Source organism: uncultured Parolsenella sp. (assembly GCF_934660935.1).
Lineage (GTDB): Bacteria > Actinomycetota > Coriobacteriia > Coriobacteriales > Atopobiaceae > Parolsenella.
In genome coordinates, this window is the sequence record NZ_CAKUIH010000011.1 from 31,481 (window position 1) to 46,110 (window position 14,630).

General features: G+C 61.6%; 11 protein-coding genes. 4 read left to right on the forward strand and 7 right to left on the reverse strand.

Features of this window, described 5'->3' with window-relative positions; all coding sequences use genetic code 11:
- The first annotated feature begins 5 nt into the window (after positions 1 to 5).
- Complete coding sequence (locus Q0H23_RS06465; RefSeq protein ID WP_293836799.1) at positions 6 to 998, forward strand: D-alanine--D-alanine ligase; 993 nt, start codon at positions 6 to 8, stop codon at positions 996 to 998.
- Positions 992 to 3,937 (forward strand): helicase C-terminal domain-containing protein, encoded by a 2,946-nt coding sequence (locus Q0H23_RS06470; RefSeq protein ID WP_293836801.1) that lies wholly within the window; start codon positions 992 to 994, stop codon positions 3,935 to 3,937. The genes Q0H23_RS06465 and Q0H23_RS06470 overlap by 7 nt, the downstream gene beginning before the upstream one ends.
- 146 nt (positions 3,938 to 4,083) lie before the next feature.
- Here the strand turns inward: Q0H23_RS06470 and Q0H23_RS06475 are convergent, their stop codons facing one another.
- Positions 4,084 to 5,145, reverse strand: a complete 1,062-nt coding sequence (locus Q0H23_RS06475; protein WP_293836803.1) for a WYL domain-containing protein — start codon at positions 5,143 to 5,145, stop codon at positions 4,084 to 4,086.
- Positions 5,142 to 6,116 carry a WYL domain-containing protein gene (locus tag Q0H23_RS06480; RefSeq protein ID WP_293836805.1) on the reverse strand — a complete coding sequence of 325 codons (975 nt, stop codon included), beginning with the start codon at positions 6,114 to 6,116 and terminating at the stop codon, positions 5,142 to 5,144. The genes Q0H23_RS06475 and Q0H23_RS06480 overlap by 4 nt, the downstream gene beginning before the upstream one ends.
- 300 nt (positions 6,117 to 6,416) lie before the next feature.
- Between Q0H23_RS06480 and Q0H23_RS06485 the strand changes: the two genes are divergently transcribed.
- Together Q0H23_RS06485 and Q0H23_RS06490 are read left to right on the forward strand one after the other, a co-directional pair.
- The gene (locus Q0H23_RS06485; RefSeq protein ID WP_293836807.1) at positions 6,417 to 7,481 is read left to right on the forward strand and encodes a hypothetical protein; all 1,065 of its coding nucleotides are present in this window, start codon (positions 6,417 to 6,419) and stop codon (positions 7,479 to 7,481) included.
- Positions 7,482 to 7,681: 200 nt separating this feature from the next.
- On the forward strand, positions 7,682 to 10,273 hold the full coding sequence (locus Q0H23_RS06490) for a M28 family peptidase (protein ID WP_293836809.1): 2,592 nt from the start codon (positions 7,682 to 7,684) through the stop codon (positions 10,271 to 10,273).
- Here the strand turns inward: Q0H23_RS06490 and Q0H23_RS06495 are convergent.
- The 5 genes from Q0H23_RS06495 to Q0H23_RS06515 form a co-directional block, all read right to left on the reverse strand.
- Complete coding sequence (locus Q0H23_RS06495; RefSeq protein ID WP_293836811.1) at positions 10,248 to 11,045, reverse strand: class B sortase; 798 nt, start codon at positions 11,043 to 11,045, stop codon at positions 10,248 to 10,250. The two genes, Q0H23_RS06490 and Q0H23_RS06495, sit on opposite strands and share 26 nt — an antisense overlap.
- Before the next feature lie 139 nt (positions 11,046 to 11,184).
- Positions 11,185 to 12,498, reverse strand: a complete 1,314-nt coding sequence (locus tag Q0H23_RS06500; protein WP_293836813.1) for an InlB B-repeat-containing protein — start codon at positions 12,496 to 12,498, stop codon at positions 11,185 to 11,187.
- Positions 12,491 to 12,784, reverse strand: coding sequence for a hypothetical protein (locus Q0H23_RS06505; protein ID WP_293836815.1), 294 nt, complete (start codon positions 12,782 to 12,784; stop codon positions 12,491 to 12,493). The genes Q0H23_RS06500 and Q0H23_RS06505 overlap by 8 nt, the downstream gene beginning before the upstream one ends.
- Entirely contained in the window at positions 12,781 to 13,407 is a 627-nt protein-coding gene (locus Q0H23_RS06510; protein ID WP_293836817.1) for a hypothetical protein, read from the reverse strand. Before Q0H23_RS06510 ends, Q0H23_RS06505 begins: the two co-directional genes overlap by 4 nt.
- 44 nt (positions 13,408 to 13,451) lie before the next feature.
- Positions 13,452 to 14,114, reverse strand: coding sequence for a hypothetical protein (locus tag Q0H23_RS06515; protein WP_293836819.1), 663 nt, complete (start codon positions 14,112 to 14,114; stop codon positions 13,452 to 13,454).
- Positions 14,115 to 14,630: the final 516 nt, after the last annotated feature.

Genomic DNA, 14,630 nt, shown 5'->3' on the forward strand with positions numbered 1-14,630 from the left:
ACACAATGGACGTGACTGAGTGCAAGGTGGCACTACTGTGCGGCGGCTGGTCAGACGAGCGCGAGGTGTCCCTGACGAGTGGCCGCGAGTGCGCCAAGGCCCTCGCTGAAGCTGGATTCTCGAGCGTCGATATCTTTGATATCGCCGCCCCTGATTTCGTGACCTCGATCGCGAGTGGCAACTACGATGTTGCATTCGTGGCGCTTCATGGTCGCTATGGCGAGGATGGCTGCGTCCAGGGATTCCTCGAGCTCCTCGGCATTCCCTATACCTTCTCCGGAGTACTTGCGAGTGCCGTGGCCTCCGATAAGGCGATGGGCAAGGATATCTATCGCGAGCACGGCATCCCGACGCCGAAGGATGTCTGCCTCTTCCAGGGGGATGACGTCGATTTGGACTCCATTGTCTCCGCGCTTGGCCTTCCCCTCTTCGTCAAGCCCGTCTCGAGCGGCTCGAGCAATGGCGTTTCTCGCGTCGATGATGCCACAGAGCTCGCCTCCGCTATCGACGAGGCGTTTAAGTTTGATACGCGCGTCCTCATCGAAAGCGCGGTGAAGGGAACCGAGATTACGGTACCCGTCTTGGGCAACTCGAAGCCCGAGGCTCTGCCCGTGGTTGAGATTCGCTACGAGACTGCCTTCTATGACACAAACGTCAAGTACGAGGATCCCTCTAAGCACCATGTCATCCCGCCTGAGCTTCCGGATGCCGTCGTCGATCGCGCTCAGGAGCTTGCCTGCAGGGCCCATGTCGCGCTTGGCTGCATGGGTGCCTCACGCAGCGACTTCATCGTGGACGAGTCTGGTGAGCCCTACATTATCGAGACGAACATCATCCCCGGCATGACCGGTTCCTCCCTGCTTCCCGACTCCGCGCGCCGCGCGGGCAGGAATTTCCCGGACCTGTGCCGTTACCTCGTCGAGCTGGCGCTCGAGCGTGGCGCTCGCGGTACGTCCGATAAGCCGCGTACCTCTATGCCGGGAGAAGTCGAGTGCTAGAGCAGGGACAGAATAACGGCAGAAAGACAATCGCAGACATTCTTCTTCCGGAGACGCCGGAAAGCGTCGCGGCTGCGTATAGCCGCCTCGCCGAGCGTGCGAAGGTCGAGGATTTCGGCCTGCTAGAAGAAGACGTCGTGGTTCTCGACACGGAAACCACTGGGCTATCTTTCGCGGATTGCCAGCTTACGGAGATTGCCGCGGCCCGCCTGCGTGGGCGGGAAGTGGTGGAGACCTTCCGCACCTTCGTAAACCCAGGCATGCCGATACCAAAGAACATCGCGGCGCTGACGCACATTACGGATGCTGACGTTGCGGATGCCCCGACGCCAGAAGAAGCGGTCGCAAGTCTGGCGGAGTTCGTTGGTGGCGCACCCGTGCTTGCTCACAACGCGACTTTCGACAGGACCTTCGTCGAGCGTGTTTCCGGCGGGCGAGAGGTTAGCGACATGTGGGTCGACACCCTCGCCCTCTCGCGCATCGCCCTGCCCAGGCTTGTGACGCACAAGCTCCAAGATATGGCCGAGGCATTTGGCTGCGACTCCGTGACTCACCGCGCCATGGATGACGTGGAGGCCCTGGCGGGCATGTGGAGGATTATCCTCTGTGCCCTCACGGATTTGCCTGCTGGTCTGCTCGAGGTCCTCGCCAACATGCACCCCGAGGTCGAGTGGGCCTATCGACCCATTCTCTCTCACCTGGCCCTCGCGAATCCCGGTGTGCCGTTCTCCCTCGTTGGTGCGCGCCGCGAGCTCGTAGGCGATCTCAAGGTTTCGATGAGGCCCGATGTGGATGAAAAGCCCACTTCTGCGACCGCACCCTCCCGCGACGAGGTTTCCCAGGCATTTGGCCCCGATGGTGTCATCGCCTCCATGTACGAGGGCTATGAAGCGCGCTCGAGCCAGGTGGAGATGGCCGAGGAAGTGCGTTCGGCGCTGGAGAGCAAGACGCTCCGCTCCATCGAGGCTGGCACGGGTGTAGGGAAATCGGTGGCCTATCTCCTGCCGCTCGCTCTCTATGCGAAGAAAAACAACGTCACGTGTGGTGTCGCCACTAAGTCGAACGCGCTTACGGATCAGCTCGTTTCCCATGAGCTACCGACGCTTTCGGGAGCGTTGCCCGGGGGAGTGAGCTACACCTGCCTCAAGGGATATGACCACTATCCATGCCTTCGCCGCCTGGGAAGGGCCGCCTCCGGTGACCTTCCCGTGGGCGAGGCGAGGCAGAATGGCCGCTCGGACGCCACGATTGCCGCGGACATGCTCACTGCGATCGCGGTGACTTATGCCTACGCATGCCAATCCGTCGAGGGCGACCTGGACGCGCTTGGCATCAGGTGGGGAAGCGTCCCAAAGAGCATGCTCACGGTTTCGTCAGGAGAATGCCAACGCTCTCGTTGTCCTTTCTATCCCAACCTCTGCATGCTCCATGGCGCCAGGCGCCGCGCGGCGTCGGCTGACCTCGTTGTCACGAATCACTCGCTGCTGCTTAGAAATGTCGAGGCAGACGGCAAGATTTTGCCTCCGGTTCGAAACTGGGTCATCGACGAGGCCCACTCGTTTGAGAACGAGGCCCGTCGCCAATGGGCGCTCGAGGTCTCCGCGGAGCGCGCGCGGGCGCTCTTTGAGTCCCTTGGTGGCACGAAGACCGGCGTCATCGCTTCGTTCTCCGCGCTCGCCGCGGGTAGCGAGGCGGCAATGCCGGCGATGGGGCTCCTGGCGAAGGGTGCGAGCAGCACCCAGCGCGCGAGTGTCGCCTCTGCCGATTTCTTCGATGCGGTGAGGGGTCTCATTCGCCTCGCCCGTGGAGGCAACGGCTATGACACGGTCAACGTCTGGCTTGGTGATGAGAACCGCTCGACCGACGAGTGGGCCGCAGTCAGCGAGGCTGGTCTTGCGCTCATTGACCGTCTCGATGCCGCGCGCCATGACCTGGAGGGCGCACAGCGCGTCTGTTCGGCAGCCATCGAGAACCTGCCTGGTGACCTTGCGGACGCCTGCAGGCAGCTCGAGGAAATGTCGAAGGCGTGCCGTGTGATAGTCGAGGGCAAGGACGACTCGTACGTATGCTCCGCCGAAGTTTCTCGAGCGAAGAGACGCCAAGGTTTCGAGCGCCTCGTTGCCGAGAAGCTCGATGTGGGCGAGGAGCTTGCAGACCGCTGGTATCCCGAGATGCGGAGCGTTACGTTCTGCTCCGCCACGATGAGCGTTGACGGGGACTTCTCACACTTTGAGGAGTCCATGGGTCTCAACCGCCTGCCCGCGGCTCGTCATCGCGAGATTGCCCTGCCTAGCTGCTATGACTTCGACAGGAACATGTCTGTGGTCGTCGCCCGCGACCTTCCCGATCCGCGCGATTCCGGATATTTGGCTGCGCTCGAGAACCTGCTGTATGACGTGCACGTTGCGATGGGCGGCTCGGTGCTCACGCTGTTCACGAACCGCCGAGAGATGGAGCAGGTATACGCGGCTCTCTCCGACAGACTTGCCGCGGCTGGGATCGAGGTCGCGATGCAGGAACGTGGCTCCTCGACGCGGAGGCTGCGCGAGAAGTTCGTTTCCGAGAAGTCACTTTCCCTTATGGCACTCAAGTCGTTCTGGGAGGGATTCGATGCCGCGGGCGATACCCTGCGCTGCGTCGTTATCCCCAAGCTTCCGTTCTCGAGTCCCGCGGAGCCTCTGTCTCAGGAGCGTTCGAGCAGGGACCGCCAGGCCTGGAGGCGCTGGAGCCTTCCAGAGGCCGTGATTTCGCTCAAACAGGCTGCGGGGCGTCTCATTCGTACCTCGACCGATACGGGCGTACTCGTTCTCGCCGATAGCCGAATCACGACGAAGGGCTACGGAAAGACGTTCGTGAGGTCTCTTCCGTCGGCGAACGTTTCGGTGCTCGGCGCCGATATGGTTGGTCGATATCTGGAGTCGTGGAGAGAGAACCACTAGAGGCGGATGGTCGCTAAGATGCGGGCGGGGATGATTCGGTTTCGTCCCCGCCCGCTCGCTGAAGCGATGATTGTCGTGGCTATGTGGCTCTCCGCTGCGATTATGCGCGCCGTCGAATTATTCCCACGACAAAGCGTGTGACCTGATCATTTCCGGGACTGATAGCTTGCAAGCTTGCGCGCCGCCTTGTCGAGGTCGCGTCGTGCCGTGGCGCGCATCTCCGCACGAAGTTGCACGCTTGGACTGTCACTTTCGGAAAGGCCCGGATCCCTGTCCTCGAAGGTGACCTCGCTACCGAGTGCGAGGATGTGGCGGGGGAGCCAGTCGGCGCGAAAGTAGGGAACATCCACGAGGATGTGACCGTCTGGGTTTTCGCCTGCCGCGACGGCACCCTCCCAAGAGAGTACGGTCTTGGCTGCAAGGGGCGTGCAGGTGAGTCTCAGCACGCCCATATCCGGCCGTTCTGCCCCGGAAACGCGCGCGTGGACGGGCTTATCCTCAAGTTTGACGTCAGACATGCCTTCGGCCCTAAACGTGCGAGCCGCTCGTGCGTCGAGGTCATAGCCATCAATGAACCAGCCATCGTCTCCTATGCGCAGCGACAGGGGGACGAGGCGGCGCGTCTTAACGAGCGTGTCATTCTCCCCGCGGTACTTGAAGGTGATGGGAGGCTGCTCAACCTCTGTGTTCTCGTCGTTCTCTCGCGTTCCGCGGACGATGGAGTGCGCACAGGCGACGAGGGCTTGGTGGGCTTCGGCTGAGACTTCCGAGTCAAGCGGCTCGTTCGTGCGGACGTAGCGGGTGGGGAAGAAAGTGTCTTCGAATTCGGTTCGAAGGGGGTCATTCTCGGCGAACCCCAGGAGGTCGAATGCGTCTGCAAAAACGTTTGCCTGTTCGGTCGTGAGACGTAGCCGCCAGGGGTGGGTTGTGGCTGCCGTGGCGCAGATGTCGCCACGCGACCCCTCGAGCGAATAGAAGGAGACGATGGGCTCGGAGGGGGAGTCCGACTTTGCCGGTGCGCCGTTGGCGAGATCGTTCAAGATCTCCAGAACCCTTCCCTCGGTAATGCCGAGGAGCCGTGCGAGGTCGGCGGGGTTGGTGGTGCCATGGGCGCGCCAAAGGGCGAAGACGACAGACAACATCTCGCTTAGCCTGCGCTCGACGGGACGCCCTCGCTGCGCGCGAGGCTTATCAATGGTGCTCGTCATGAAATCGCCCCCTCGAGAAGTCCCCTCCAGGAATCGACAAGTTCAGTGGGCTCAAGAGGCCAAACGCCCCGCTCAACACACCACTTCGCTGCCGCATCGACGTCTTTTACGATGCCGGTCCACACGCAAGCGCCACCCTGGCGACTTTGGATCGCTCCGGATTTTGGCCCTGATTTTTTGAACGCCTTGACCGCGTCTCGCCCAGCGTAAAGAACGGCTTTGACGTGGTCGTCTCCAATTTCGAAGGGGAGGAGGCGCCAGTCATTGATGTCAAAGTCCGCAGGGATTTCGTAGCGATCATCGTCCTCGCGCACTTTGACGCTCGTAGCGCGAGATAGGTTGTACGTGCGCATTGCGGGATCTCTACCCTCGCGTTCGCTTAGGCCCACAACGTACGTGGAACCCTTGAGCGAAAACATGCCCATGGGGCGCAGGATGCGCTTCTTGGGGCGCTTGTCTGCGACGGCCTGATAGGTGAGCTCGACGGGAATCCTGGAGCGCATGGCATTAGCCACGGTTTCCAGAATCAACGGATCGCAATCCGTCTTGGGAGAGGCGACATCGCCGGGACCGGCGCAGGTGGACAGCGTTACGCGAGGGATGGCCTCTCCGAGGGTTCGCCGTCCGGCGGTGGAAGGGCTTTCGGCGAGCGGGCGGAAGAGCGTGCCGAGGATACGAGCGTCCTCGTCGGCTTTTGCCGTGGGCTTGGCGAGAGAGCGCTGCCCGTCGAGTCGATAGCTCTTGGCGGTGCCATGGATTTCCTCGACGAGGAAGATGCCTTCCTCCTCTAGCTTTAGGCAATCGCGTCCAAATGTCTTGTGGAACGACGTGACGGCGACATCACCGTAGAAGCGGTCCTTCAGATCAGAACCAGTCAGCGGTGTGCCTTCAGCAAGTTTGAGGGCCACGCGAGTGCGTAGGACTTCGCGGTGACCGATATGACCGCCCTTATTCGGGGAGCTTTTGGCCATGGTGTCCCCCTCACTTGAGGTTGGTGCTCCGACAGCTGTTACCATGTCAGCAATGATCACTCCTGGGTGTTCCCACATTTTATTATGTGTTATTCCACCCCGGTGTGACCGGTGTTTCGCGGAAGGGGACATTATTTGGCCACGAGAGGTGCAAACGGGCGCGCCGGCGGTCGTCGAGATCGCGTTGTCAACGATGGCAGAGGCCGTCGTGTAGCCAGTCGGCCCGCTAGCCATGCCCGCCGCCGCGCACATGTGCGTGACGGGGCGCGGGAAAAGTCCGGGCTTCCCCTAGCTGCGAGAATGGCCATCGTATTGGCCGTAGTGGTGGCGCTTGGCACGGGAGGATTCTTCGCATGGCGCTGCCTTACCGGTGGCATGCAAGCTCGCGAACAGATTAACCTCGCGATCAAGGCCGTCCAGGAGGCGGATGCCGTGATCGTTGAGGTTAACGATGCCGTGAGCTCTCCGATTGGCGACACCGCCTCTTTTACGGATGAGCAACTCAGCTCTGGATCGAGGTCCGCGACCGAGGCGCTTACGCGCGCTTCCGATCACATTTCGCGTGCTCGCGGCCTCAACGAGTTCCTCGACGATGATCAACGCGCGGTCCTCTCTGCGCTAGATGATTCGATTTCGGCGCGTAAGTCCATGCTCGGAGCCGGGCAGGTAATCGTGAGCGTCGACGCCTCTGTGGGCAAGGCGCGCAATCTGCTCGAGCAGTCCCTCGCCAAGGCGGCTTCGGCGGATGCGAAGACCAGAGAGGCGACGACCGCCGCGAACGAGTACGCGAAGCACCTTGCTGGGCAAGAGAGCCAGCAGACGGATGCAAACGTGCCGGTGACTATCGACAATGAGGCAATCTCCCTTCTTAACGAGGCAAACGATTTGCTCGGACAGGCAAAGTCGGCTTTTGGAGATGCCGATTACAGTGCTTACGAGGCCTACCTATCCAAAAAGCTGGAAGCGGCGCAGCTGATGCTCGAAGCTGACTCGGCGATTCTGTCCGGCGATTTCGAGAGGGCAGGGGAGTGCGTCACCAAATACAACGAGGCGGACGCCGCGGCATCCGAGCTTGCTGCCGCCCTGCCCGCAACGACCAACGACGTTTTCCTCGATCCGTACACGCGGCTGACGAGTGCCGAGCGCGAGAGCTATCTCGCCGCTCAGCAGAAGGCAACCGAGGCCGACGCCCTCGTGCGTAGGTATCAGGGTGTTGGAGTCAGCGTGGCCACGACTGACCCCGCGGGTGCGTCTTCGACGCCGGGCTCAGCCACGGCAACTACCACGGGCACCGCCGAAGATTCGGCGGTGGGCGATGCGTCTGCGCTGGATTCCTCCACAACCCAGGCTGCTTCTGCTTCCTAGACTGACCGATGATGCGTTATTGCCTGCTATTTGCGATGATTTGGATCTGGCGTTTTTAGTTTCTTGTCACTGACCCTTGAGCACTTACCGTGCAGGGATGCCGCATATGATGCCCCCGCCCTGCGAAATGTGCAGGCAGACGTATACTCTTGACCAACGATTGCAGGTAGCGGCGCTACCGCTATTTGGAAGGTGAACGGATGAGCGTTACGAAGGAATATCTCGAGTCTCTCGACTCTGAGGTTGGCATTGCACCGGCTAGCAGCCAGGAAGAGCTTGACTGCGCGCAGTATCTGGCGGGGGTCTTCACCTCTCACGGCATCGACCCGCAGATCCAGGACTTCACTGCGCCGTCGTTTGGCTATCTGCCGTACGGCGTTGTGATGGTGCTCCTGTTCGTGGGCGTCGTGCTCGCGGGGCTTGGCCAGGTTGCCACGCTCGCCGTCGGTATCATTCTCGTGCTGGCTTCTGTGGCACTGCTTGTCATGACCTACAACGGCAAGGACGTTGTCTCGAAGGCGAGCCCGCGCTCTCACAGTCAGAACGTCGTCGCCCTTCATAAGGCCGAGGGGGAGGGCAATTCGCGCAACCGCCCCATCGTGATTGTGGCTCACTATGACACGCAGCGCCTCGACCTCCTCTCCCGCCCCGAGCTGGCCGTGGTCAAGAAGTACCTTGCCGTTGCCGCTCCGTATACCGTCTGCGTTACCGCCCTGTGCGTCTTCGTTCAGCTTCTGGGCTTCCTCCCCGAGGCTGCCCGCCGCACCTTCTGGGTAATTGGCATCATCGCTGCCCTCCCCATGCTCCTCTGGGGCATCTCCCTCATCGCCTCTCGATTCCTTCCCTATGCCGCCGGTGGCGTCGACAACAAGTCTTCGCTTGCAGCCATGCTTGGCGTGCTCGATCGCGTGAGTCCCGTTGCCGGGCGCTCTGCCGCTCCTTCCGAGTCCAAGTCTGACGAGGCGGAGGAGGGCGCTCCCGTTCGCGACTCTGCAGTTCGCCCGGCACGTCGCGAGCCGGCCATGCGCCGCGAGGTCGAAGAGGTCATCGGTGCCCGCCACGGCGAGACCATCCTTCGCGAGCTCGGCATCCTCCCTGAGGATTGCGACATCACCTATATCGAGCCCGAGGTTCGTCTCATTCCCGTTGACGAGCCCGACATCGAGGAGGGTCTCGACCGCATCACGGACCCCTCCGCCACGGCCGATCTTCCCCTCGTGCCCGAGGACGAGGTCGTCGACGTCGCCCAGAGCGATGCTGACGACGACGCGGTTGATCCCGGTGCAACGGCACCGATGGAGGTCGTCACCGAGGAGGCTGACCCGGATGCCACCAGGCCCATACCCGTGGTCGACGACACCCCCCGCATTGATGCCGCCGAGGTCTCCCTTGACCCCGCGACCCTGAATCAGCTCGAGGACGGCGAGAGCGTCTCTGAGGGGCCGACCGTCGAGAACGATCAGTCCGGCATCACCAATATGGCCGAGGAAAGCGACGAAGACGCCGCCGAGGCGACGCGTCCCGAGCGCCCGCGTCCCTCCGCGGTCGAGGATCCGGAGTGGGGGCACAGCACGTATGTCCCCAAGGCGCATCCCGCAGCTGGTAACGTCGCCCGCCGTGCTGCGCTTTTCGACCTTCCTGACCCCCTTGCGAAGGAGAACGATCCCTTCGCTCCCCCTGCTGAGGCCGCCCCGGCTGCCGCCTATGTCGCTCCTGCGACGGTTCGCCTCGATGACGACGCCGATGCCACGCAATTCGTTCCCGCGAATCAGTCCGCCGTCCCCCAGATCGCCGATGACATCCAGGTGCTGTCCGCTCCGGTCGAGAGTCATCAGGAACAGCCCGCTCGAAAGAAGCGCCTGGGCGGACTCTTCGGGAAGAAACGTCGCCAGCAGCAGGAGTCCATGTCCGAGTGGCTCGGTGTTGACGAGGACTATGATGCCAAGGCGTCTGGCGAAGGCATCGGTTCCTGGGATAACTTCAACGACGACAACCTTGAGCACCATGGCGGTGGCTACAAGGGTGGCGCCGCTCTGAACGTCAACCTTCGTGGCCTCAAGGACAAGATTTCAAGTCTTCGTCCGGGCGACGCTGCGGAGGAGGCCGAGCAATCCTCCGACGAGGAAGCGCCGCTCGACGATGCTGCGGGCCTTGATGCCATTCCTGGCGAGAACCCCGTCGCCGAAGCTCCACAGGAGCCTGAGAACGCCGATGACTCTTACGAGCCCGAAGCGTATGACCCTGAGGCTCCGATGCCCGAGGTTCCCGCCGAGACCATCGAAGCCATCAACGAAACCAATGTTGATCGCAAGCTTCGTGACGCGATTCTCGCGATGAGCGATGATGACCTCCGTGCTCACGACATTTGGTTCGTCGCGACCGGCGCTTCCGCGCTTGGACATGCTGGCATCAAAGACTTCATTGCCAAGAACCGCAAGTCGCTTCGTGGCGCGTTCGTCATTAACCTCGAGTGCGTTGGTGCCGGAGATCTCACGCTCCTCACGAATGAAGGTCTCGGTGCTCCTCGCCGCGCAGACCGCCGTCTGGCGAGGCTGATTTCCTCTGTCGCCTCTGACCTCCATCTCGATCTGGGCCAGCTATCTCGCACCTGGGCCGACACCGAGGCGACTCCGCTCATGCGCAGCCACCTCCGTGCCGTCACGCTCATGGGCCTTGGCGATAACGAGCTTCCCGCCTTTGCCCACACTGCGGATGATGTCCCGGAGAACGTGAATCCCGAGCAGGTCGAGAACGTCTGCGCCCTCATCATGGAGACGATTCGCCGCTCGTAGGCTGGGTCTCGACAAACACGAGTAGCGTCCGGTCACGCTGGCCACTTTGTTCTGACGAACAGGTGGCCAGCGTGATTGCTTTTTGAGCGCCTAGACACAGCGCTCGGGAGTCAGTCGCTCTCGCGGTCGAATCGCAGAGGATGCTTGAAAGCCAGTTTCTTAGTTCCGTCTCACTGCATGCATCAAATGCCTGTATCTTCTGGTACGTTTTATCGACTTTGAGGGCACAGAGGGGCCTGAGGGTAGATATGCCGTCGGTCGTTTTCCATTCGAGCGTGCCGATATGGTCGAACTCTTCCTGTTGCCAAGTCTCGGCAATGGGGGAGAACTGCCTTTCCGTTGTTCCCATCCGGTGGGCATAGACGAGCTTTTGAAGTCTCGCATTTGAGCAGCGCCAATCGAGAAAGGGGCAGCCTGATCCTGATGGGTTGCCCCAGATGTCATGAGACAGATAGAAGAAGGGGTCGCTTTCGTGAGCCTGCGCGACGGGATAGTCGATGCTGGTGCCATTGACGCGCAGCCATGCCACGGCACCGTCTGGTAGAGGCGATGTTTCCGCGCTGCCATCGCTCGATTCGCTTTGAGATTCTATTGCCGCTCGCTCGTATCTCCATTCGGTTATCTCGTCTGCGGTGGCTTCATGTGTTCCAGAAACAACCAAGACCAATCCGGTTAGTAGCAACGTGATAGAGCACGCAAATCCCGCGATGCTTGGCAAGTCAGCCGCAAGTCCCGCGTCGCTGAGCGGGGTCTTCTTTCGCCCCGTTTCCATTCGCTCTCCTTTCTGGCGAGAAAGACCAACGCGTCAAGCTCCACCCTCCCCTCTGGCGAGAAAGACCAACGCCTCAAGCGGCTCGCGGGACGGAAACAAGAAGGTGCGCCACCTTGCCGCCTGCCCGCGAGCCGTCGGCTCACGATGCTCGCTCGAACGTGTAGGAGATTGAGCAGAACTCAACGGGCCCTGTCGCAGCCTCCTGGGCGCGCTGCCTCCATTCACCCGTGCCAGAGACGTTTGAGATGCTGAGCGCGAGTTCCTTGCTTCCCGATCTTGTGATTTCGAGGGTCGCCCCCGGTTTATCCCCTCCATCCCACGAGTGGATGACTTTGCCCGCATCGGAGAGCTGCCAAGAGGCGTCGCCGGGCGTGCCGGTCGTTTCGATTTGCGAGGCCCTTACGTCCACCACGGATAGGTTTTCGATGACGTAACCGCCGGGAACCGCCACTGTGCCATCGGAGAGAATCCTGCAAGGAAGCAGTGAGGGAACCCTGACGGCTATGGTCGGGCTATATGTTGCGGTTACGGTCATGTCCTTGCCGACCGACGAGAAATCCTCGCTCCAGCCATCGAAGTGCCAGCCATCGTGGCTTGGCGCCTCGGGAGATGTTGCGCCGCTTCCCTCGTCGACGGTCTCTTCCCCGAGCTTGTCTCCGGTGACTCCGTCGACGAAGGTGATGGTCCAGATCTTCTGGAACTCAGCCGAGATCGTGTGGTCGCCAGTGACGTTCGAGAAGGTGTAGGTGTCCCTGGCCCCCACGGATTCACCGTCTACGAGCACGTCCTTGATGCGCCATCCGGGCGAAGGCGTGATGGTGTACTCCTTTGAGTCGCCCGCTGATACAAGACTATGTCCCTCCGGACTGATCGAACCACCTTCGCTTGCCTCCGCGGAGATGCGATAGGGGATGTTGATGTAGAAGTCCCAGCCCGCTACTGTTCCCGCCGAGTCACGGAAGATGTTCTCGACCGATGTGATGTGGTGGCTTCCTCCACCACGCACCGCGAAGCTGGCCTTTTGGGAGATTGTGTCCCCTTTATAAGCCTTGGAATTCCAATCGGGCCCGATGTAAGCGCACTGGGTGCCGTTGTCATAGATGGTCTTCGTCGTTGTCCACCAAGCACTGCCATTCTTGCAATAGATCTCGGTTTTGATGTCGACCTGAACGGTTCCCTCGAGGTTGGCGTTGGGATGGATGTAGTAGGCACAGGTCTGGATAGCCGTGCTGCCCTCGCTGCGCTTGACCTCAACCCATTTACCGATTGGCGAAGACTGGGCTCTCGCGGGGGCGCGTCTCGGAAGAGGTCCCGTCTGCTGTTGGGGAAAGGTGACCACTACGTCGTCGTCGAGCAGCTCGATATCGTCTGCCAAAGCAGCGCTGGGTACGAAGGCCATCGCGAGGCACGTTACCGTTGCGAGTGCGGCGAGGACCTTCCTAAGCCTACGCATGGTGCTTTCTCCTCCTTCCCAAATAGATCATTAGCATGAGCGAGATGGCAACGAGGACGACGCCGACGGTGATGCGTCCCCACACTCCGCCTCCGGAGCCAGTCTGTGCGAGGACGCCGGCAGGACCATCCCAAATCTCGGGAGGGGCGGTGACGCCCCTCAAGGTAACGTCGGTGCTGCCTTCTGAGGCGAAAGCGACCCTTGGGGCAAGCGCCAGGCAGGCGAAGATGCTGCCAAGCAGTTTTTGGGCGGTGGATATGGCGCACCTCACCGGCTTACGGCTCATGACGTTGCCTGTTCGCCGCCGTGGGCGCCAGGGGCGAGGGTGAAGGTGACGGTACCGATGTGGACGGGCGAGGAGATATCCGTGGCTACTCGCCCGACGGTGCCGGAGGTCTCGAGCTTGATGTCGTCGGTTTCGACCGCGTCGCTCTGGTAGGTCATGTTCCACTGGGGGCTCGTGATGTCGATGCCGTTATCTGTGGCCGCGGCGGCGGCACGGACGGGCGCTCCGGTAGGCCCGAGGGACCAATCGATGGAGTCGTCTGCGGCAGAGATGTCCTCCGTGTGGTTCCATCCGTTGTTGGAGGTCACCTTCACGTTGGTGACCTTGAGACCGTAGGCGGAGAGGTTCTCGATGCGCGTCGCGTCTGCGGTCGGGCCGGTGAGCGTGCCGTCGGAGGCAGCTACGAATGGGATGACGGTTGGCACTTTGAAGCGTAGGTTGCTGTCATCCGCCTGGACGGTCACCTTGGTGTTTCCGGTGTTGCCCTCCGCTGCGATTGCCGGTATGGGGGAGAGCGTGGCAAGGGTCGCGCCCGCCGCGGCGGTCACGGCGAGGCGTCTCAACGCCAGGGGCACCCACTGCCGGCAGAACCTCTCCTCAGGACGTGTGTCTCGTGCGTTCATTTGATCTCCTTTCGTTGTGTCGGGGGAATGCCCCGCTGACGGCGTTAGTTGGTGACAGGATTCGCGCCGGACACGGAGGTCCCGGCCGTCGAGTCGAGTGGCTTTGTGGTGGTCGTCGCTGAAGCCGCCGCGTTTGTGGCGCCGGGCGAGCTGGCTGTCGCCTCGCTGGCGCCGGGACTCTCTTCGCCTGCGTCGAGGTTCGTTACGGGGATGACTTCCACCTCGATCGCGGTGGGCGACCCGTGGTCTTCGAGGGTTTCCGCATCGAGGGCCTGAACCTCGACGCGAGCGGTGCCCTCCTTCGCCTTGGGCGCTCGCACGGTCTCGATCCGCTTCCCCGGCATGAGAGGGTCAGACTCGTAGACGCAGGTGTCGCCCTGGGTTATGACGAAGCGTTGGGCAAACTTGTTGTCACCGACGTTTTCGAGGCCAACTTGCAGTTCATGGGTTGATTCATCGAGCTTGAGGTTGGGGAGAACACTCACCGTCATCATGTTCTCGGCGACTTCACGGTCGAGTTCAGCCTGGATCTCCTCGCGGCTCTGCCCCTCTCGGGCCGAGGTGAGGAGGGCCCCGGTGTCAAAGTCGATCCCGCTTCCAAGAACGACGGCGATCGCCGCTCCCACGCACGCGACAAATCCTGCCACCAGGATCGGCCATCTCCGACGTGGCTTCTCCTTCGGCAGGCGGAACTGACCCGCCCTCATTGCGCCGCCTCCGTGGTGTGCCGTGGCGACGCAGCCACTCGCGTGCGCTCGACGCCGCCAAGTGCCTGGGCACGGCCCGCATGACCGGGCCCAGGGAATGCGCCACCCCTCATCTGGTCCGCGCCGCGCGACCTTATCGTGCGGACATTCCTCGTCCGGGACCTGTTCTTCGTCGTTTTCATCCGCTCCTCCCTTTCGCGTTGGTGGAAGGAGCATAGGGAGGGGACCTGACAAGAATGGGTATGCCTGCCGACAGGATTCTTACCGCGCAGCTACGGGATGAGGTGAATTCTGCGGTCTTAATAGGTCGGCGGTAAACGTTGGCGTTTGGCCTGTGAGCGGTACTAAAGGCAGCCACATTCTTGCGCATCCACAACCGCTTCATTCCTGCGGCACCACTTTGATTGTTGAAAGCCGGAAAAGGCCAGTTCAGACGGATGACATGGCATCACGCCTTGCTGCCAAGCGCCCTCTTCTCGCACCTGGTGCTCTCCCAGCGGACGCTTGCTGTGTTAG